At 71.6% G+C, this 18303-nt stretch carries 17 protein-coding genes; 5 read left to right on the forward strand and 12 right to left on the reverse strand.

Features of this window, described 5'->3' with window-relative positions:
• Positions 1-41: 41 nt before the first annotated feature.
• The 3 genes from ACFVXE_RS25610 to deoC are packed head-to-tail and all read right to left on the reverse strand — an operon-like array spanning position 42 to position 3427.
• A complete protein-coding gene (locus ACFVXE_RS25610) occupies positions 42-1001 on the reverse strand; it encodes an aldehyde dehydrogenase family protein (protein WP_389674459.1) in 960 nt (319 codons plus the stop codon).
• Positions 1002-2459, reverse strand: coding sequence for an aldehyde dehydrogenase family protein (locus tag ACFVXE_RS25615; RefSeq protein WP_389674460.1), 1458 nt, complete (start codon positions 2457-2459; stop codon positions 1002-1004).
• 5 nt (positions 2460-2464) lie between these two features.
• Positions 2465-3427, reverse strand: a complete 963-nt coding sequence (deoC, locus tag ACFVXE_RS25620; RefSeq protein ID WP_389674551.1) for a deoxyribose-phosphate aldolase — start codon at positions 3425-3427, stop codon at positions 2465-2467.
• Between the two features lie 112 nt (positions 3428-3539).
• On the opposite strand from deoC, the gene ACFVXE_RS25625 reads away from it, so the two are divergent.
• Complete coding sequence (locus tag ACFVXE_RS25625) at positions 3540-4184, forward strand: PH domain-containing protein (protein WP_389674462.1); 645 nt, start codon at positions 3540-3542, stop codon at positions 4182-4184.
• Between the two features lie 73 nt (positions 4185-4257).
• On the opposite strand, the gene ACFVXE_RS25630 is transcribed toward ACFVXE_RS25625, so the two are convergent.
• The 3 genes from ACFVXE_RS25630 to ACFVXE_RS25640 all read right to left on the reverse strand — a co-directional run bounded on the left by ACFVXE_RS25630 (position 4258) and on the right by ACFVXE_RS25640 (position 7570).
• The gene (locus ACFVXE_RS25630) at positions 4258-5898 is read right to left on the reverse strand and encodes a phospho-sugar mutase (protein WP_389674463.1); all 1641 of its coding nucleotides are present in this window, start codon (positions 5896-5898) and stop codon (positions 4258-4260) included.
• A gap of 306 nt (positions 5899-6204) precedes the next feature.
• Positions 6205-7029 (reverse strand): purine-nucleoside phosphorylase, encoded by an 825-nt coding sequence (locus tag ACFVXE_RS25635; RefSeq protein ID WP_389674464.1) that lies wholly within the window; start codon positions 7027-7029, stop codon positions 6205-6207.
• 103 nt (positions 7030-7132) lie between these two features.
• Positions 7133-7570: a gamma-glutamylcyclotransferase gene (locus tag ACFVXE_RS25640; RefSeq protein WP_389674465.1), complete on the reverse strand. Its 438-nt coding sequence runs from the start codon at positions 7568-7570 to the stop codon at positions 7133-7135.
• Positions 7571-7821: 251 nt separating this feature from the next.
• On the opposite strand from ACFVXE_RS25640, the gene ACFVXE_RS25645 reads away from it, so the two are divergent.
• Positions 7822-9261: an NAD(P)H-quinone dehydrogenase gene (locus ACFVXE_RS25645; protein ID WP_389674467.1), complete on the forward strand. Its 1440-nt coding sequence runs from the start codon at positions 7822-7824 to the stop codon at positions 9259-9261.
• 178 nt (positions 9262-9439) lie between these two features.
• A complete protein-coding gene (locus ACFVXE_RS25650; RefSeq protein ID WP_389674469.1) occupies positions 9440-10402 on the forward strand; it encodes a DeoR/GlpR family DNA-binding transcription regulator in 963 nt (320 codons plus the stop codon).
• 374 nt (positions 10403-10776) lie between these two features.
• Here the strand turns inward: ACFVXE_RS25650 and ACFVXE_RS25655 are convergent, their stop codons facing one another.
• Both ACFVXE_RS25655 and ACFVXE_RS25660 read right to left on the reverse strand, forming a co-directional pair.
• Positions 10777-11376, reverse strand: a complete 600-nt coding sequence (locus ACFVXE_RS25655; protein ID WP_389674471.1) for a TetR/AcrR family transcriptional regulator — start codon at positions 11374-11376, stop codon at positions 10777-10779.
• A gap of 276 nt (positions 11377-11652) precedes the next feature.
• Entirely contained in the window at positions 11653-13407 is a 1755-nt protein-coding gene (locus ACFVXE_RS25660) for an acetyl/propionyl/methylcrotonyl-CoA carboxylase subunit alpha (protein WP_389674473.1), read from the reverse strand.
• 420 nt (positions 13408-13827) lie between these two features.
• Here ACFVXE_RS25660 and ACFVXE_RS25665 point away from each other — a divergent pair, with 420 nt between their 5' ends.
• Positions 13828-14286: a hypothetical protein gene (locus tag ACFVXE_RS25665; RefSeq protein WP_389674553.1), complete on the forward strand. Its 459-nt coding sequence runs from the start codon at positions 13828-13830 to the stop codon at positions 14284-14286.
• A 14-nt stretch (positions 14287-14300) separates the two neighbouring features.
• On the opposite strand, the gene ACFVXE_RS25670 is transcribed toward ACFVXE_RS25665, so the two are convergent.
• From ACFVXE_RS25670 to ACFVXE_RS25685, 4 genes are all read right to left on the reverse strand, one after another.
• Complete coding sequence (locus tag ACFVXE_RS25670) at positions 14301-14912, reverse strand: nucleoside triphosphate pyrophosphatase (RefSeq protein WP_389674475.1); 612 nt, start codon at positions 14910-14912, stop codon at positions 14301-14303.
• 43 nt (positions 14913-14955) lie between these two features.
• Positions 14956-15084 carry a morphogenic membrane protein MmpB gene (gene mmpB, locus ACFVXE_RS25675; protein ID WP_389674477.1) on the reverse strand — a complete coding sequence of 43 codons (129 nt, stop codon included), beginning with the start codon at positions 15082-15084 and terminating at the stop codon, positions 14956-14958.
• 187 nt (positions 15085-15271) lie between these two features.
• Complete coding sequence (locus ACFVXE_RS25680) at positions 15272-15478, reverse strand: acyl-CoA carboxylase subunit epsilon (RefSeq protein WP_389674479.1); 207 nt, start codon at positions 15476-15478, stop codon at positions 15272-15274.
• A 14-nt stretch (positions 15479-15492) separates the two neighbouring features.
• The gene (locus tag ACFVXE_RS25685) at positions 15493-17076 is read right to left on the reverse strand and encodes an acyl-CoA carboxylase subunit beta (protein WP_389674481.1); all 1584 of its coding nucleotides are present in this window, start codon (positions 17074-17076) and stop codon (positions 15493-15495) included.
• Positions 17077-17266: 190 nt separating this feature from the next.
• On the opposite strand from ACFVXE_RS25685, the gene ACFVXE_RS25690 reads away from it, so the two are divergent.
• Positions 17267-18133: a biotin--[acetyl-CoA-carboxylase] ligase gene (locus tag ACFVXE_RS25690; RefSeq protein ID WP_389674483.1), complete on the forward strand. Its 867-nt coding sequence runs from the start codon at positions 17267-17269 to the stop codon at positions 18131-18133.
• The last annotated feature ends 170 nt before the right edge of the window (positions 18134-18303 follow it).

Genomic DNA, 18303 nt, shown 5'->3' on the forward strand with positions numbered 1-18303 from the left:
CCCCGGGGAGTATCCGGGGAGGCGGGCCGCGGGTGCGTCGGTCAGTAGGAGGAACCCGAGACGCCGAGCGCGCCCGTCGGGTGCCAGACCGTCTTGGTCTCCAGGAAGGCCGTCAGGCGTCGCGTGCCCGGGTCGGCCGACCAGTCCTCTCCGTCCACAGCCTGTGGACGAGCGGCGTCCTGTGCGTCCTTCCCGGGGTGGCGGGAGGCGGTGGACGGGCGCAGGACGCGCTTCAGGTTGTCCGCCGCCGCGATCTCCAGCTCCTTCGCCAGCTCGGCTCCGGCGCCCGTGAGGTCGATCGCGTTCACGTCCTGGTGGGCCGCGAGCGGGACGGCGAGCTCCGCCGTCCCTCCGGACAGGATGTTCACGACACCGCCGGGCAGGTCGGAGGTGGCCAGCACCTCGCCCAGCGACAGGGCCGGGAGCGGCGCGTCGGCGGAGGCGACGACGACCGCCGTGTTGCCGGTCGCGATCACCGGGGCGACGACCGACACCAGGCCGAGGAACGACGACTTGCCGGGCGCCAGGACCGCCACCACCCCGGTGGGCTCAGGGGTGGAGAGGTTGAAGAAGGGGCCCGCGACCGGGTTCGCCCCGCCGATGATCTGGCCGATCTTGTCGGTCCACCCCGCGTACCAGACCCAGCGGTCGATCGCCGCGTCCACGACGGCCGCCGCCTTGGACTTCGACAGCCCCTCCGCGTCGGCCACTTCGCGCACGAACTGGTCCCGGCGGCCCTCCAGCATCTCCGCGATGCGGTAGAGGATCTGGCCGCGGTTGTACGCCGTCGCGCCCGACCAGCCGCCGAACGCCTTGCGGGCGGCCACCACCGCGTCACGCGCGTCCTTGCGCGAGGACTGCGGGGCGTTCGCCAGCCACTTGCCCTTGGAGTCCGTCACCTCGTACACCCGGCCGCTCTCGGAACGGGGGAACTTGCCCCCGACGTACAGCTTGTAGGTCTTGAAGACAGTGAGTCGGTCACTGCGCTCGGCTGCAGTCATTTATCGCTCGCCCTCCGGGCTCGACGGGGCGAGGTACGCCTCCAGGCCGTGACGGCCGCCTTCGCGGCCGAAGCCCGACTCCTTGTAGCCGCCGAACGGCGAAGTCGGGTCGAACTTGTTGAACGTGTTGGCCCAGACGACGCCGGCCCGGAGCTTGTTCGCCACCGCGAGGATGCGGGAGCCCTTCTCCGTCCAGATCCCGGCCGACAGCCCGTACTGGCTGTTGTTGGCCTTGGCGACCGCCTCGTCCGGCGTACGGAACGACAGGACGGACAGCACCGGCCCGAAGATCTCGTCGCGGGCGATGGTGTGCGCCTGGGTGACGTTCGTGAACAGCGTCGGGGCGAACCAGTATCCGGAGGACGGGAGTTCGCAGGGGGCGGACCAGCGTTCGGCGCCCTCCGCCTCGCCCGTCCCGACCAGCGCGGTGATCCGCGAGAGCTGCTCCGCGGAGTTGATCGCACCGATGTCGGTGTTCTTGTCCAGCGGGTCGCCCAGGCGCAGCGTGGACAGCCGGCGCTTCAGGGAGTCCAGGAGTTCGTCCTGGATCGATTCCTGGACGAGCAGGCGCGAGCCCGCGCAGCAGACCTGGCCCTGGTTGAAGAAGATGCCGGTGACGATTCCCTCGACGGCCTGGTCGATGGGGGCGTCGTCGAAGACGATGTTGGCGCCCTTGCCGCCCAGCTCCAGGGTGACCTTCTTGTCCGTGCCCGCGATCTGCCGGGCGATGGCCTTGCCGACCGCGGTCGAGCCGGTGAAGGCGATCTTGTTGACGTCCGGGTGCTCGACCAGGGCCGCGCCCGTGTCCCCGTACCCGGTCAGAATGTTCACGACGCCCTTGGGCAGGCCCGCCTGGCGGCAGATGTCCGCGAAGAAGAGAGCGGACAGCGGGGTCGTCTCGGCGGGCTTGAGGACCACCGTGTTGCCGGTGGCGAGCGCCGGGGCGATCTTCCAGGCCAGCATCAGCAGCGGGAAGTTCCAGGGGATGATCTGGCCCGCGACGCCGAGCGGACGGGGGTCGGCGCCGTAGCCCGCGTGGTCGAGCTTGTCGGCCCAGCCCGCGTAGTAGAAGAAGTGCGCGGCGACCAGCGGGAGGTCCGCGTCGCGGGTCTCCCTGATCGGCTTGCCGTTGTCGAGGGTTTCGAGGACGGCGAGCTCGCGGGAGCGCTCCTGGATGATCCGGGCGATCCGGAAGAGGTACTTCGCGCGCTCGGAGCCGGGCAGCGCCGACCACTTCTCGAAGGCCTTGCGGGCCGCCTTCACGGCCCGGTCGACGTCTGCCGCTCCCGCCTGCGCGACCTCGGAGAGCACCTCCTCGGAAGAGGGGGAGACCGTCTTGAAGACCTTGCCGTCGGCCGCGTCGGTGAACTCGCCGTCGATGAACAGGCCGTACGAGGGCGCGATGTCGACGACGGAGCGGGACTCCGGAGCGGGTGCGTAGTCGAATACAGATGCCATGGTGATCAGTCCACCGTCACGTAGTCGGGGCCGGAGTAGCGGCCGGTGGCCAGCTTCTGGCGCTGCATCAGCAGGTCGTTGAGCAGGCTCGACGCGCCGAAGCGGAACCAGTGGTTGTCCAGCCAGTCCTCGCCGACGGTCTCGTTGACCAGGACGAGGAACTTGATCGCGTCCTTGGAGGTGCGGATGCCGCCGGCCGGCTTCACACCGATCTGCACGCCGGTCTGCTGCCGGAAGTCGCGCACGGCCTCCAGCATCAGCAGGGTGTTCGCGGGCGTGGCGTTGGTTCCGACCTTGCCGGTCGACGTCTTGATGAAGTCCGCGCCCGCCAGCATTCCGAGCCAGGAGGCGCGACGGATGTTGTCGTACGTGGAGAGCTCACCGGTCTCGAAGATGACCTTGAGGCGGGCGTCGGTGCCGTCGGCACGGGCGCACTCCGCCTTCACGGCGAGGATCTCCTCGTACACCTTGAGGTAGCGGCCGGAGAGGAAGGCGCCCCGGTCGATCACCATGTCGATCTCGTCGGCCCCGGCGGTCACGGCGTCGCGGACGTCGGCGAGCTTCACGTCGAGCGCGGCACGGCCGGCCGGGAAGGCCGTCGCGACGGACGCCACCTTCACACCGGAACCGGCGAGAGCGGCGGCGGCGGTCGCCGCCATGTCGGGATAGACGCAGACCGCGGCGGTGCGCGGGGTCGTGCGGTCGGTCGGGTCGGGATGGACGGCCTTGGCGGCCAGAGCCCGGACCTTGCCCGGGGTGTCCGCGCCTTCCAGCGTCGTCAGGTCGATCATCGAGATGGCGAGGTCGATGGCGTACGCCTTGGCCGTCGTCTTGATCGAACGGGTTCCGAGGGACGCGGCGCGCGCTTCGAGGCCGACGGCGTCGACGCCGGGCAGCCCGTGCAGGAAGCGGCGCAGCGCACTGTCGGACGCGGTGGCGTCGGAGAATGCGGGTGCAGTGGTGGGCATGGTCACCAGAGGAGCATATCTACGCGCGTAGCGGCCTGTACAGGGGGAGGGGGTGTACGAGTCCGGGGCGGTCACCTCCGCGGGGCTTGCGTACGTCAGGCACAATCGGCGCATGACGAGCCCCACGCCCTCCGCCGAGCCGCCCTACGCCGACCGCACCTTCCGGTCGCCCGCCGGTGTGGTGAGCGGTGCCCTGCTGCTCCTGCTGGTGGTCTGGATCGGCGGGGACGCGCTGATCCGGGGTGAGGGACGGACGCAGTGGCTGGCGCTGGCCGGGCTGCTCACGCTCGTGCCACTGATCGTCGCGTTCACGCTGAGGCCGCTCGTGGCGGCGAACAGCTGGCAGATCCGGATCCGCAACCCGTTCCGGACGATCACGGCGCAGTGGCCCGTCGTCGCGCTCGTGCGCGCCGGGTTCTCCAGCGAGCTGTTCACCCAGGACGGCACCAAGTACCAGCTGTGGGCGGTGCCGGTGTCGCTGCGTCAGCGGAAGAGGGTGTCGCGGCAGCAGATGCGGCGGGCGAGCGACGATCCGTTCACCCGGACGTCGGTGCATGCGGATGTGCGCGACACGAAGGCGCGGACCGCCACCGCGGACCAGGCGGTGGCGGATCTGCAGGAGATGGCCGAGCGGGGCGGCGGCGGCTCCGCCGGTACGGCGGCCGACGGCGCGGTCGTGGTGCGGTGGGCGTACGAGATCATCGCGCCCGCGGTGGTGGGGGCCGTACTGCTCGTGGTGCTGCTGGCGATGGGCTGAGGTCTGCCCCCGTCATCCCCGGCGGGGCGCGCGACGACAGCCGCGGCGCCCCGCCGCGCGGGAGCGGCGTCGCTCAGATGCCGGCGGCCGCCGACAGGTCCCGCTTGATTCCCGCCAGCAGCTCGGCGCCCTTCGCCCGCGCGGCGGGCAGTCCGTCCGCCGGACCGACCGGCACCACGACCTCCAGGTAGCACTTCAGCTTCGGCTCGGTTCCGCTCGGACGGACGATCACCCGGGCGCCACGCAGCTGGTAGCGGAGCCCGTCGGTGGGCGGCAGCTGCTCCGTACCCTCCGAGAGGTCTTCGGCGGAGGTGACGGCGAGGCCCGCGAGCGCGGCCGGCGGGTTCTCGCGCAGCCGCCGCATGGCGTCCGCGATGACCGACAGGTCCTCGACCCGGACCGACAGCTGGTCGGTGGCGTGCAGTCCGTGCTCGACCGCGATGTCGTCGAGGAGGTCGAGGAGCGTGCGCTTCTGCTCCTTGAGCACGGAGGCCAGCTCGGCGACGAGCAGGGCGGCCGTGATGCCGTCCTTGTCCCGTACGCCGTCCGGGTCGACGCAGTAGCCGAGCGCCTCCTCGTACCCGTACCGCAGGCCCTCGACGCGGGCGATCCACTTGAAGCCGGTCAGCGTCTCCTCGTATCCGTTCCCCGCCTTCTCGGCGATCCGGCCGAGCAGCGACGAGGACACGATCGACTCCGCGAAGACGCCGGCGGCGCCGCGGGTGACCAGATGGGCGGCGAGCAGCGCGCCGACCTCGTCGCCGCGCAGCATCCGCCAGCCGCCGTCGGCGGACGCGTCCGGGACGGCGACGGCGCAGCGGTCGGCGTCCGGGTCGTTGGCGATGACGAGGTCCGGGTTCGCGCGACGGGCGGTGGCGAAGGCGAGATCCATCGCACCGGGCTCTTCCGGGTTGGGGAAGGCGACGGTGGGGAACGCCGGGTCCGGCTCGGCCTGCTCGGCGACGAGCACCGGCTCCGGGAACCCGGCGCGGGCGAAGGCCGCCGTCAGCACCGAGGTGCCGACGCCGTGCAGGGCGGTGTACACGACCTGCGCGGTACGCGGGGACCCGGCGTCGAGCACTGCGTCCGTACGCGCCAGATAGGCGTCCAGGACCTCGTCACCGAGGATCTCCCAGCCGCTCCCGGGGCGGTCCACGCCGGCCAGCGGGCCGACCGCGGCGATCGCGGCGGCGATCTCGCCGTCCGCCGGGGGGACGATCTGCGAGCCGTCGCCGAGATAGACCTTGTAGCCGTTGTCGCGCGGCGGATTGTGGCTCGCGGTCACCTCGACGCCGGCGACGGCGCCCAGGTGCCGGATGGCGTACGCGAGGACGGGAGTCGGGAGCGGGCGGGGGAGGACCGCCGCCCGGAGACCGGCGCCCGTCATCACGCTCGCGGTGTCACGCGCGAAATCGGCGGACTTGTAGCGGGCGTCGTACCCGATGACGACCAGGCCGCCGGCCTGTCCCTGCGCCTTCAGATGGGCGGCGAGCCCGGCCGCGGCACGGATGACGACCGATCGGTTCATCCGCATCGGCCCGGCCCCCAGTTCACCGCGGAGCCCGGCGGTACCGAACTGCAGCGTGCCGGCGAACCGTGCGGCGAGCGCGTCGAGGTCCTGGGCGTCGATGAGGCCGGCGAGCTCGTCGCGGGTCTCCGGGTCGGGGTCCTCGGCGAGCCAGGTCCTGGCCTGCGTGATGAGGTCCTGCTGCACGGCGTCCGCCTTTCTGCGGGGTGAGATGTTTTCCGGGCGCGGGTGGGCGGTTCCGCCGCGCGAGGGCTGTTCCCCCGCCCGTCCCTCCGCCAAACCGGGGTCGGGCCGCGGTCCCGGTTTGGCCGCCGGTCGGGCCGGAAACGGACGGAGGGCGGCCCGGGGACGGCGGACCGGCAGCCCCCGGATCCGGTCTTCCCCGGTTCCTGGGACCGGCGGGTCCCGAGGAGCGGAAGGACGACGGGGCGGTCGGGTCCGGTTCCGCTGAGGACGGCGCGGGGCGCCGCCCACCGAGGGCGCGAGCCCCGGTCAGATGCGGTCGAGCACCCGTGCCAGCAGCGACCCCATCCGGGTCGCCGAGTCCCGGCCGGCCTGGAGGACCTCTTCGTGGTTCAGCGGCTCGCCGCTCAGACCGGCCGCCAGGTTCGTGACGAGCGAGATGCCGAGCACCTCCGCGCCCGCCTCCCGCGCCGCGATCGCCTCCAGCACCGTGGACATGCCGACCAGGTCGCCGCCCATCACGCGGACCATGTTGATCTCGGCCGGAGTCTCGTAGTGCGGGCCGGGGAACTGCACGTAGACGCCCTCTTCGAGGGTCTCGTCGACCTCCTTGCACAGCGCGCGCAGCCGCGGCGAGTACAGGTCCGTCAGGTCGACGAAGTTGGCGCCGACGATCGGGGACGCCGCGGTCAGGTTGATGTGGTCGCTGATCAGGACCGGCTGTCCGGGGCGCATGCCGTCGCGCAGACCGCCGCAGCCGTTCGTCAGCACGACGGTCTTGCAGCCCGCGGCGACCGCGGTACGGACCCCGTGCGCGACGGCGGCGACGCCGCGGCCCTCGTAGAAGTGCGTGCGGCCGAGGAAGACCAGGGCACGCTTCTCACCGATCCGGTACGAGCGGACCGTGCCGCCGTGGCCCTGGACCGCGGGCGCCGGGAAGCCGGGCAGCTCGGTCACCGGGAACTCGGCCTCCGGCGTGCCGAGCGCGTCGCCCGCAGGTGCCCAGCCGGACCCCATCACGAGCGCGACGTCGTGGGTCTCGGCGCCGGTCAGCTCGCGCAGACGGGCGGCGGCGTCGGCAGCGGCGGCGTGCGGGTCGCCCTGGATGTTGTCCGGAATAACAGATGCGTTCACGCGGATGAGCGTAGCCGGTGATTCCCTACGCGCGTAGATGCCCCTGCGCACAGTCTCCGCGCCCGTCCTCGTACGTTCATACGAAAGCCGGCCGGGTGCGGGCTCAGCAGGGGCGCTTGCGCAGCTCCATCACGTAGTCGTGGGGCGCGCCCGCCGACTCGGCGGCGTCCGCGATCTCGCCCAGGTAGCGGGCGGACGGAAGACCGCCCTCGTACCCGTTCAGCACGTACATCCAGGCCGGCTCCTCGCCGTCCAGGGTGTGCACCCGCACCCGCATCCGCCGGTAGATGTCGAGGCCGACACCCTCCCACCGGTCCATGGAGTCCTCGTCCATCGGCGCCAGGTCGTACAGCGCCACGAAGACCTGCGAGCGGGGCGCCTCGACCACGGTGGCCAGCGCGCCTTCCCAGCCCAGCTGCTCCCCGCCGAAGGTCAGCCGCCAGCCGTTGAGCCAGCCGGTGCCGCGCAGCGGGGAATGCGGTGCGCGGCGCGTCATCAGCCGCGCGTCGAGGTTGCCGGCGTACGCGGCGTAGAGCGACATGGAACCGAGGGTACGGGAGGTGACCCGGAGAGCGGCGATTCCTGTGAGGAAGTCCCCGGTGACGGCGTCGCCGGGACCCCCGCCGAGAGGCCCTGTCGCCTGCCCGGCTCCCGTATGGAGGGCCCCGGGGCGAAGCATCTTGGCGCGTGCGGGACAATGGAGTACGTACTGCATACCCCCGGGGCGATCCCCCGGACCCCCGGCCGGGGCGGCAGACGGCCGCGGGATGACATACGCGAGGCGGACTTTTCGTGACCCGGATCGTGATCATCGGCGGCGGACCCGGCGGGTACGAGGCGGCATTGGTGGGCGCCCAGCTCGGCGCGGAGGTGACCGTCGTCGACTGCGACGGCCTCGGCGGCGCCTCGGTACTCACCGACTGCGTGCCCTCGAAGACCCTGATCGCGACGGCAGAGGTGATGACCACCTTCGACTCTTCGTACGAGGAGTTGGGCATCATCGTCGCCGACGACACGCCGCACATCGAGCAGGCGGCGCGGGTCGTCGGCGTCGATCTCGGCAAGGTCAACCGGCGGGTGAAGCGCCTGGCGCTCGCCCAGTCCCACGACATCACCGCATCCGTCACCCGCGCGGGCGCCCGGGTGATGCGCGGCCGCGGCCGTCTGGAGGGCCTGCAGGCCGCCGACGGCTCCCGCAAGGTCGTGGTGACCGCGGCCGACGGTTCGGAGGAGACGCTCACCGCAGACGCCGTGCTGATCGCGACCGGCGGCCACCCCCGGGAGATCCCGGACGCGCTCCCCGACGGGGAACGCATCCTGAACTGGACCCAGGTGTACGACCTGGACGAGCTCCCCGAGGAGCTCATCGTGGTCGGCTCCGGGGTCACCGGTGCCGAGTTCGCCGGCGCCTATCAGGCGCTCGGCTCGCGCGTCACCCTGGTCTCGTCCCGTGACCGGGTGCTGCCGGGCGAGGACCCGGACGCGGCCGCCGTGCTGGAGGACGTCTTCCGGCGACGCGGCATGAACGTCATGGCGCGCTCGCGCGCGCAGGCGGCGAAGCGGGTCGGGGACCGGGTCGAGGTCACGCTCGCCGACGGCCGTGTGATCACCGGCTCGCACTGCCTGATGGCGGTCGGCGCGATCCCGAACAGCGCGGGCATGGGCCTGGAGGAGGCCGGGGTCCGGCTCAAGGAGTCCGGCCACATCTGGACCGACAAGGTCTCCCGCACCAGCGCCCCCGGCGTGTACGCGGCCGGTGACGTCACCGGTATCTTCGCGCTCGCCTCGGTCGCCGCGATGCAGGGGCGGATCGCGATGTACCACTTCCTCGGTGACGCGGTGGCCCCGCTGAACCTCAAGACGGTCTCCTCGAACGTCTTCACCGACCCCGAGATCGCCACCGTCGGCTACACGCAGGCCGACGTCGACTCGGGCGCCATCGACGCACGCGTGGTGAAGCTTCCGCTGCTGCGCAACCCGCGCGCGAAGATGCAGGGCATCCGGGACGGCTTCGTCAAGATCCTCTGCCGCCCCGGCACCGGCATCGTGGTCGGCGGCTGCGTCGTCGCGCCGCGGGCCAGCGAGCTGATTCACCCGATCTCGATCGCGGTCGACAACAATCTGACGGTGGAACAGATCGCAAACGCTTTCACCGTGTACCCGTCCCTGTCGGGATCGATCGCCGAAGTGGCGCGTCAGTTGCACACCCGGAAGCGGGCCGGCGAGGCGTAGGAACCCGGCATTCCTCGGCAAAACCCCTGCAACTCGGGCGAGCCGTCAGTCGGTGCGTGATCAGTACGGAACAACAACGGGGCCGCCTATATCACTTGGCGGCCCCTTGTGTGTACAACTTCTGCAATTCGGCGCAAACTGCTGAAAACACTCGGGTGGTCACGTTACTGTCAGTTTTGTGTTCGCTGCAGAACGTCGTCAGTTGATCCTCGAAATGGTGCGTGCCAACGGGGCAGTATCGCTCCGTGAGCTCGCCCGCGTCGTCCAGACCTCCGAAGTGACCGTACGGCGGGACGTGCGGGCACTGGAGGCAGAAGGACTCCTCGACCGCCGGCACGGCGGTGCGGTCTTGCCGGGCGGTTTTACGCGGGAGTCCGGCTTTCCGCAGAAATCCCATCTCGCCACCGCGGAGAAGACGGCCATCGCCGACGTGGCCGCCGGTCTCGTCGAAGAGGGCGAGGCCATCGTGGTCGGAGCCGGTACGACCACGCAGGAGCTGGCCCGCCGGCTCGCGCGGATCCCCGGTCTGACCGTCGTCACCAACTCCCTGCTGGTCGCGCAGGCGTTGGCCCATGCCAACCGGGTGGAAGTGGTGATGACCGGCGGCACCCTGCGCGGCTCCAACTACGCCCTGGTGGGCAGTGGCGCGGAACAGTCGCTCCAGGGGCTGCGGGTGTCACGCGCGTTCCTGTCCGGAAGCGGACTCACCGCGGAACGGGGGCTGTCCACCTCCAACATGCTCTCGGCGAGCGTCGACCGTGCGCTGGTGCAGGCCGCCGCGGAGGTGGTGGTCCTCGCGGACCACACCAAACTCGGCTCCGACACCATGTTCCAGACGGTGCCGACGGACCTGATCACCCGTCTGGTGACGGACGAACCCCCGGCCCACGACGACCGTTCCGCCACCGAACTGCAGGCACTGGCGGACCAGGGCGTGCAGATCGCGGTGGCCGGTGCGGGGGTGGGCTCCGCCGGGGGCGAATCCGTCCCTTCGGGACGGCAGGCGCGGCGCGAGATGCCGCTGCCCGGACAGCGGCGCACGCACGGTGGCCCCGGGTCGCAACTGCGCAGCACGGCAGGGTCGTTGGCGGATCAGTCCCCGGGTGACCGGGCCCGGGTGGCGGACCTGCGTCGCCGCTGAGGGGCAGCCGGGAGCTGCCGAGGAGGCCGGCGGCAGCTGAGGTCTGACCCGTCGACACCCGTTGACCCGGTGGCTCGGCGGGCGCGGCGTCGGATGCGGTGCGCCGCAAGGCGGAAGAGCGTCCTCGTGCGAGGCGCTTCAGAGCGCTCCGGCGACGCGGTGAGGTGCCGCCCCGGCGCCGGGAGCGCCCGCCGGGGCGGGGCCCCGGGTGCCGCCCTCACGGGTCCGCGTCCCTCAGGCACGACGTACTCGGGAACGACCTCCTCAGGCACGACGTCATCAGGGGCGCCGGTCGGGTCGCCGCCGGGGCCGCGGTGCCTGCCACCACTCGCCCGGGCCCGGGCTCCGCCGAAGCGGGCGGATGCACCGCTCCCTCAGCCTGCCCCCGAGCGCGGGCCCTTCAGCCCTTGCAGGGTCAGCGTCAGCAGCCGTCCCGCCAACTCCGGATCCTCCGGCGCCTGCTCGGCCGCGAGCGCGATCGCATTCGTCAGCTGCATCAAGTCACCGATCGACACGTCCGCGCGCACCGTGCCGCCGTCCTGCGCCCGGGTGAGCAGCCGCGCCCCCGCCTCGCGGAGCGGCACATTGCAGTCGGACAGTGCTGAATTCTCGTCCCGCGAGGTCGACATGAGCGCCTGCGCGAGTCCGCGGTATTCGCCCGCATGAGTGATGATCGCGCCGAGCCACTCCACCAGGCCCTCACACGGACGGTCCGCCTCCGCCAGCTCCTGGGAGCGCGTGAGCAGTGAGGCGACGGCCTCCTGGAAGACCGCGTTCATCAGCGCGTGCCGGTTCGGGAAGTGCCGGTAGAGGGTGCCGATCCCCACGCCTGCCCGGCGCGCGATGTCCTCCAGCGACGCGTCGGTACCGTGTTCCGCGAACGCCGCACGGGCTTCGCCCAGCAGCCGGTCGTAGTTGCGGCGCGCGTCGGCGCGCATGGGCCGGACCGGCGTCTGTGCCGCGGTCGTCACCATTGCGCACTCCTCCGTCTTCCCGCCACGGGGTCAAGGATGCCATTGCGCGGGCGGAGGATGCCTCCAGCCGGCGTCCGCGGCGGAACCCCGGCCCCAACCCCTGGCCCCGATTCCCGGTTCCGGTCGCAGGCTCCGGCCGCCGCGGTACGCAGGAGGTGGTCGGCGTCCTCGGGTTCGGCCGGACGGCCGAGCTCAGCCAGGAGCCCGCAACGGCGAAGGCCCCCGCTCGGTCGTCGTACGACCTCGCAGGGGCCCCGGCCCGGGCGTGTGCCCGGATCAGTCCTTGATCTCGCAGATGACGGCGCCGGACGAGATCGAGCTGCCGACCTCGGCGGCGAGGCCCTTGACCGTGCCGGCGCGGTGCGCGTTGAGCGGCTGCTCCATCTTCATGGCCTCCAGGACGACGATCAGATCGCCCTCGTTGACCTGCTGGCCCTCCTCGACGGCGATCTTCACGATCGTTCCCTGCATCGGGGACGCGAGGGTGTCACCGGAGACGGCCGAACCGGTCTTCTTCGCCGCGCGGCGCTTGGGCCGGGCGCCTGCCGCGAGTCCGGTACGGGCCAGGCTCATGCCCAGCGACGACGGCAGGGAGACCTCGAGACGCTTGCCGCCGACCTCGACGACGACCGTCTCACGGCCGGTCTCCTCCTCCGCCTCGCCGGCGGCGGGGGCGGCGAAGGGCTTGATCTCGTTGACGAACTCGGTCTCGATCCAGCGGGTGTGGATCCGGAACGGGTCGCTGGTGAAGGCCGGGTCGGCGACGACGGCGCGGTGGAACGGGATCGCGGTCGCCATGCCCTCGACGTTGAACTCGGCCAGTGCGCGGGCGGCGCGCTGCAGTGCCTGCTCACGGGTGGCGCCGGTGACGATGAGCTTGGCGAGGAGGGAGTCCCAGGCCGGGCCGATGACCGAGCCGGACTCGACGCCCGCGTCCAGCCGGACGCCCGGTCCGGTCGGCGGGGCGAACGTCGTCACGGTGCCGGGGGCGGGCAGGAAGCCGCGGCCCGGGTCCTCGCCGTTGATCCGGAACTCGAACGAGTGCCCGCGTACGGCCGGGTCGTCGTAGCCGAGCTTCTCGCCGTCGGCGATCCGGAACATCTCACGGACCAGGTCGAGACCGGTGACCTCCTCGGTGACCGGGTGCTCGACCTGGAGGCGGGTGTTGACCTCCAGGAACGAGATGGTGCCGTCGGTGCCGACCAGGAACTCCACGGTGCCCGCACCGACGTACCCGGCCTCCTTCAGGATGGCCTTCGACGCCGCGTACAGCTCCGCGTTCTGCGCCTGCGAGAGGAACGGGGCGGGTGCCTCCTCGACCAGCTTCTGGTGGCGGCGCTGCAGCGAGCAGTCACGCGTGGAGACGACCACCACGTTGCCGTGGCTGTCGGCCAGGCACTGCGTCTCGACGTGCCGCGGCTTGTCGAGGTAGCGCTCGACGAAGCACTCGCCGCGCCCGAACGCCGCGACGGCCTCGCGGACCGCGGAGTCGTACAGCTCCGGGATCTCCTCCAGCGTGCGGGCGACCTTCAGCCCGCGGCCGCCACCGCCGAAGGCGGCCTTGATCGCGATGGGCAGCCCGTGCTCCTGCGCGAACGCGACGACCTCGGCGGAACCCGAGACCGGGTCCGGGGTGCCGGCGACCAGCGGGGCACCGGCGCGCTGCGCGATGTGCCGGGCGGCGACCTTGTCGCCGAGGTCCCGGATGGCCTGCGGCGGCGGGCCGATCCAGGTCAGCCCGGCGTCCAGCACGGCCTGGGCGAACTCGGCGTTCTCCGACAGGAAGCCGTAGCCCGGGTGGATGGCGTCCGCACCCGAGTCCTTGGCAGCCTGAAGCACCTTGGCCATGTCCAGGTAGCTGGCGGCCGGGGTGTCACCGCCCAGAGCGAATGCCTCGTCGGCCGCACGCACATGCAGAGCGTCCCGGTCCGGGTCGGCGTAGACGGCCACGCTCCCGATCCCGGCATCCCGGCATGCCCGAGCAACACGGACAGCAATTTCGCCACGGTTGGCGATGAGCACCTTGCGCACGATGGCTCCCTCCTTGAAACAAGCTGAGTTTAGGGACTACCGACACGGCCTTACGACCCGTCCCCATTGGTGAGCTTGCCCACACGGAGCGTGATTCGAGGCCCGCTCGAAGCGCGAAATCCCTTGTGGCACCACGGTACGCCGGGTTTCATGACCGCACAGTAGCCACGAGGTGTGGTCCAGGTCTCTGTTCGTACGAACGGCACTCGCCGGTATTTCTTTGTCGGGTCCCCACTAATGGGCGAGGATTTCTTTGCCCGACGCACTTGGGGCACGACAACACACGGTCGGTGAGAAGGGTGCGGTCCGTGTCGGGCGGGAATGGAGCCGGGCAGGACGGTCTGAACTCTTGTCCGAAGGATTACCCGTTAGTAGGGTCCGCGCTATCGCACGTACTGCAGGTAACAGGGGGTGAGCGCCATGGTGCGCAGACCGGTGGCTTTCGTGGCCGCGATCGTACTGTTCGTGGAAGCCGTGGGCATGGTGCTCGTCAACGGCCTCCTGGCGACGGTCGTCGACAACCAGCAGATGTCGGTCGCCGGACTCGACCCTTCCGCGATGTCCACGGGGGCGTGGGTGATGGGCGGCGTCGCCGGCGTCTACCTGCTGCTGTGCGGGCTCGTCCTGCTGCTGACCGGCGTCCGGGACCGGGCACCCGGCCGGGCCGGCCGGGCCGCCCTGATCAGCTGCGCCGTGGTGCACGGGGTGCTCGGCGCGCTGACGGTCGGCCTGATCGGCTGGGCCGCGTTCGCCTTCATGATGGTCGTGCTCGGACTGATCGTGCTGACGCTGGTGGCGTACGGAACCACGGGCGTCGGGAGCGGCGGCGAGCCGGACGGGAAGGGCGGCGTCGAGGACGGCGCCCCGGCACCCGCGTAAGCCGACCGGGCGGCTCAGACCCACAGGTCCGTCACGGAGAGCCCCAGTTCGCCCAGGAGCCGGCGCAGCAGCGGCAGCGACAGCCCGATGACGTTGCCGGGGTCGCCCTCGATGGAGTCGACGAACGGTGCCGACCGGCCGTCCAGGGTGAAGGCCCCCGCGACATGCAGCGGCTCGCCGGAGGCGACGTAGGCGGCGATCTCGGCGTCCGTCGGCTCACCGAACCGGACGACGGTGGACGCGGTCGCGGAAGCGGTGCGTCCGGTGGTCGTGTCGATCAGGCTGTGGCCGGTCTGCAGGATGCCCGCCCGGCCGCGCATGGACTTCCAGCGGGCGGTGGCCTCCTCGCTGTCGGCCGGTTTGCCGAGCGCCTCGCCGTCGAGTTCGAGGACCGAGTCGCAGCCGATGACCAGCGCGCCGGCGGCCTCGGGGCGGCCGGCCACGGCGGCGGCCTTGGCCTCGGCGAGGACGAGCGCCAGCTCGCCCGGGGTCGGTGCGGACAGCGCGTCCTCGTCCACACCGCTGACGATCACCTCGGGCGCGAACCCGGAATTGCGCAGCAGACCGAGGCGGGCGGGGGAGGCGGAGGCGAGCACGAGACGGCGCTGATCAGTCATACCGGCCATCGTAGAAGGGCCGGGAGCGCCGCAGAACCACGCGTGCGCGGCCTCAGCGCGTGCCCAGCACCAGCATCGCGGCCACCACGGCGAACGCCAGCACCAGCCACACCCGCCGGATCATGTCCTGGGCGTCGCGCAGCTCTTTCGGAGGCTTGTCCTCGGGGTCGGACCACAGCATGGTCCCGATCCTGCTGCGGGCGCCGTCGCGGCGCCTGAGTACGGGTACTCAGGCGCCCTGGGGCGTACGGACCAGATCGTTCCGGGGCAACCGATGCCGGAGGCCCGGAACCCGGCAGGGGGGTTCCGGGCCTCCGGCGGACACGCACGGGCGGGCGGCTGAACCGGCCCGATCCGAACGAGCGGCCCTAGACGGGCCAGTACGTCCGCGCCCAGGCCCGCGGGCCCGGCCGGTGACGCTCGCGCCGGGCGATACGGCCCGGGTCGGACCACTGCTCGGGCTGCTCGGGCGCGCCGGACGGCACCTCGGCCGTCGCCGTGGCGCGTGCCTGGACCACCGCCAGTGCGGCGGCCAGTTCCTCCGGGGTCGGGTTGCCCCGTACGACCTTGATCATGGTCAGGACCCTTTCTAGAGGGGGATGTTGCCGTGCTTCTTCGGGGGCAGCGACTCCCGCTTCGTGCGCAGCTGGCGCAGCCCCTTCACCACGTGTGCCCGGGTGTCGGACGGCATGACCACCGCGTCGACGTAGCCGCGCTCGGCCGCCACGTACGGGTTGAGCAGCGCGTCCTCGTAGTCGGCGATCAGCTCGGCGCGGGTCGCCTCCTGATCCTCGGCGGCTGCGATGGTGCGCCGGTGCAGGATGTTCACCGCACCCTGCGCGCCCATCACCGCGATCTGCGCGGTCGGCCAGGCGAGGTTGATGTCGGCGCCCAGGTGCTTGGAGCCCATGACGTCGTACGCGCCGCCGAACGCCTTGCGGGTGATGACGGTGATCAGCGGGACGGTCGCCTCGGCGTAGGCGTAGATCAGCTTGGCGCCGCGCCGGATGATGCCGCCGTACTCCTGGTCCACGCCGGGCAGGAAGCCGGGGACGTCGACGAAGGTGAGCACGGGCACGTTGAACGCGTCGCAGGTGCGGACGAAGCGCGCGGCCTTCTCGCTGGCGTTGATGTCCAGGCAGCCCGCGAACTGCATCGGCTGGTTGGCGACGACGCCGACGGGGTAGCCCTCGACCCGCCCGAAGCCGGTGATGATGTTCGGCGCGAACAGGGCCTGCGTCTCCAGGAACTCGCCGTCGTCCAGCACGTGCTCGATGGCGGTGTGCATGTCGTAGGGCTGGTTCGCCGAGTCGGGGATGAGGGTGTCGAGTTCGCGGTCCTCGTCGGTCACCGCGAGGTCGGCCTCCTCCGGGAAGGCGGGCGCCTCGGAGAGGTTGTTCGACGGGAGGTAGGAGAGCAGCGACTTGACGTACTCGATGGCGTCCTTCTCGTCGCCCGCCATGTGGTGGGCGACGCCCGACGTGGTGTTGTGCGTACGGGCTCCGCCCAGCTCCTCGAAGCCGACGTCCTCACCGGTCACCGTCTTGATGACGTCCGGACCCGTGATGAACATGTGCGAGGTCTGGTCGACCATGACCGTGAAGTCGGTGATCGCGGGGGAGTAGACCGCGCCGCCCGCGCACGGTCCGACGATCAGCGAGATCTGCGGGACGACGCCCGAGGCGTGCACATTGCGGCGGAAGATCTCGGCGAAGAGCCCGAGCGCGACCACACCCTCCTGGATGCGTGCGCCCCCGCCGTCGTTGATGCCGATGACCGGGCAGCCGGTCTTCAGCGCGAAGTCCATCACCTTGACGATTTTCTCACCGTAGACCTCGCCGAGCGAGCCGCCGAAGATGGTGAAGTCCTGCGAGTACACGCAGACGGGGCGGCCGTCGACCGTGCCGTAACCGGTGACGACGCCGTCACCGTACGGGCGGTTCTTCTCGATGCCGAAGTTGGTGGAGCGGTGCCGGGCGAATTCGTCCAGCTCCACGAAGGAACCCTCGTCGAGCAGCAGATCGATCCGTTCGCGGGCCGTCAACTTGCCCTTGGCGTGCTGCTTTTCGACTGCACGTGCGGAACCCGCGTGGGTCGCCTCACCGATACGGCGCTGCAGGTCCGCGATCTTGCCAGCGGTGGTGTGGATGTCGATCTCTTCCGGCTCGGACATCGGGTGGCGGCTCCCTGCCTGTTCACGGGGACGACGGTCGGGCGGGTTCAGCGGCCGCGGGCACGGTGCGTGCGTGGCGACGGCCGGATCCGGCAGCCGCTGATCAGGTGTGCAGCAGCTACTGATCCGTAGCGTATCGGCGCGGATACCGTTCGGCAGTGCGTCGTTTGCCACACCTAGGGTGGCTTGCATGACACCTCCGGATGCTTCACCGAACCGCTGGTCGGACCTGGACCGGCCGCCCCTGAACGTCCCCGCGCTGCGCCGTGGGCTGCTGCGGCCTGGCGGACTGTGGACCTCGCTCGACGTGGTGGACACCATCGGCTCCACCAACTCCGACCTCGCGGCGCGGGCTGCGGGGCTCGCCGAGGGCACGGTCCTGATCGCCGAGGAACAGACCGCGGGACGCGGCCGTCTGGACCGGACCTGGACGGCGCCCGCCCGCTCCGGCCTGTTCTTCTCCGTCTACCTCACCCCTGGTGAGGACGTGCCGGTCCACCGGTGGGGCTGGCTGCCGCTGCTCGCGGGTGTCGCGGCGGCGACCGGCCTGGCGAAGGCCGCGGGGGTCGACACGGCGCTGAAGTGGCCCAACGACCTGCTGGTCACGGTGGCGGGCGAGGAGCGCAAGACGGGCGGCATCCTGGCCGAACGCGCAGGTGACGGCGTTGTCGTCGGCATCGGCCTCAACGTCTCGCTGCGGGCGGACGAACTTCCCGCCCCGACGGCGGCCTCGCTGGCCCTGGCCGGAGCGGTCTCCACCGACCGGGAGACGCTGCTGAGGGGCGTGCTGCGCTCTCTGGAGCACTGGTACGGGGAGTGGCGGGCGGCAGACGGGGACGCGGCGGAGAGCGGCCTGCAGGCCGCGTACGCGGCGGGCTGCGCGACGCTGGGGCGGACGGTACGGGCCCAGCTCCCCGGCGACCGGTCCCTGACCGGTGAGGCGGTGGCCGTCGACGGTGACGGCCGGCTGGTCCTCTCCACCGGCGAGGGCCTCCGGGAACCGGTGTCGGCGGGTGACATCGTCCATCTCAGGGGCGCGGAGGGCGGCCTCACCTGAGGCGGGCCCCGCGGCCGGGGCCCGGCCGTGACTCCGCGTACCGGGGCCGCCACGCCGGGCCCGGCCGCCACCGGTCCGGGCCTGCCGGGCCCGGACCCGCGGCCGTCGGAGTCCGGGAGAACACCCGCCCGTCCGGACCCGCACGCCCCCGGCCCCGGCCGGGGAGCAGT

The organism is Streptomyces sp. NPDC058231 (assembly GCF_042882275.1).
Taxonomy (GTDB): Bacteria; Actinomycetota; Actinomycetes; order Streptomycetales; family Streptomycetaceae; genus Streptomyces.

Bases quoted from the DNA above. Each gene is read 5' to 3' on its own strand.
- ACFVXE_RS25625 (WP_389674462.1), top strand. From the start codon at position 3,540: ATGACGAGCCCCACGCCCTCCGCCGAGCCGCCCTACGCCGACCGCACC.
- ACFVXE_RS25685 (WP_389674481.1), bottom strand. From the start codon at position 17,076: ATGTCCGAGCCGGAAGAGATCGACATCCACACCACCGCTGGCAAGATC.
- ACFVXE_RS25680 (WP_389674479.1), bottom strand. From the start codon at position 15,478: ATGATCAAGGTCGTACGGGGCAACCCGACCCCGGAGGAACTGGCCGCC.
- ACFVXE_RS25610 (WP_389674459.1), bottom strand. From the start codon at position 1,001: ATGACTGCAGCCGAGCGCAGTGACCGACTCACTGTCTTCAAGACCTAC.
- ACFVXE_RS25640 (WP_389674465.1), bottom strand. From the start codon at position 7,570: ATGTCGCTCTACGCCGCGTACGCCGGCAACCTCGACGCGCGGCTGATG.
- ACFVXE_RS25615 (WP_389674460.1), bottom strand. From the start codon at position 2,459: ATGGCATCTGTATTCGACTACGCACCCGCTCCGGAGTCCCGCTCCGTC.
- deoC (WP_389674551.1), bottom strand. From the start codon at position 3,427: ATGCCCACCACTGCACCCGCATTCTCCGACGCCACCGCGTCCGACAGT.
- ACFVXE_RS25690 (WP_389674483.1), top strand. From the start codon at position 17,267: ATGACACCTCCGGATGCTTCACCGAACCGCTGGTCGGACCTGGACCGG.
- mmpB (WP_389674477.1), bottom strand. From the start codon at position 15,084: ATGCTGTGGTCCGACCCCGAGGACAAGCCTCCGAAAGAGCTGCGCGAC.
- ACFVXE_RS25670 (WP_389674475.1), bottom strand. From the start codon at position 14,912: ATGGCCGGTATGACTGATCAGCGCCGTCTCGTGCTCGCCTCCGCCTCC.
- ACFVXE_RS25665 (WP_389674553.1), top strand. From the start codon at position 13,828: ATGGTGCGCAGACCGGTGGCTTTCGTGGCCGCGATCGTACTGTTCGTG.
- ACFVXE_RS25655 (WP_389674471.1), bottom strand. From the start codon at position 11,376: ATGGTGACGACCGCGGCACAGACGCCGGTCCGGCCCATGCGCGCCGAC.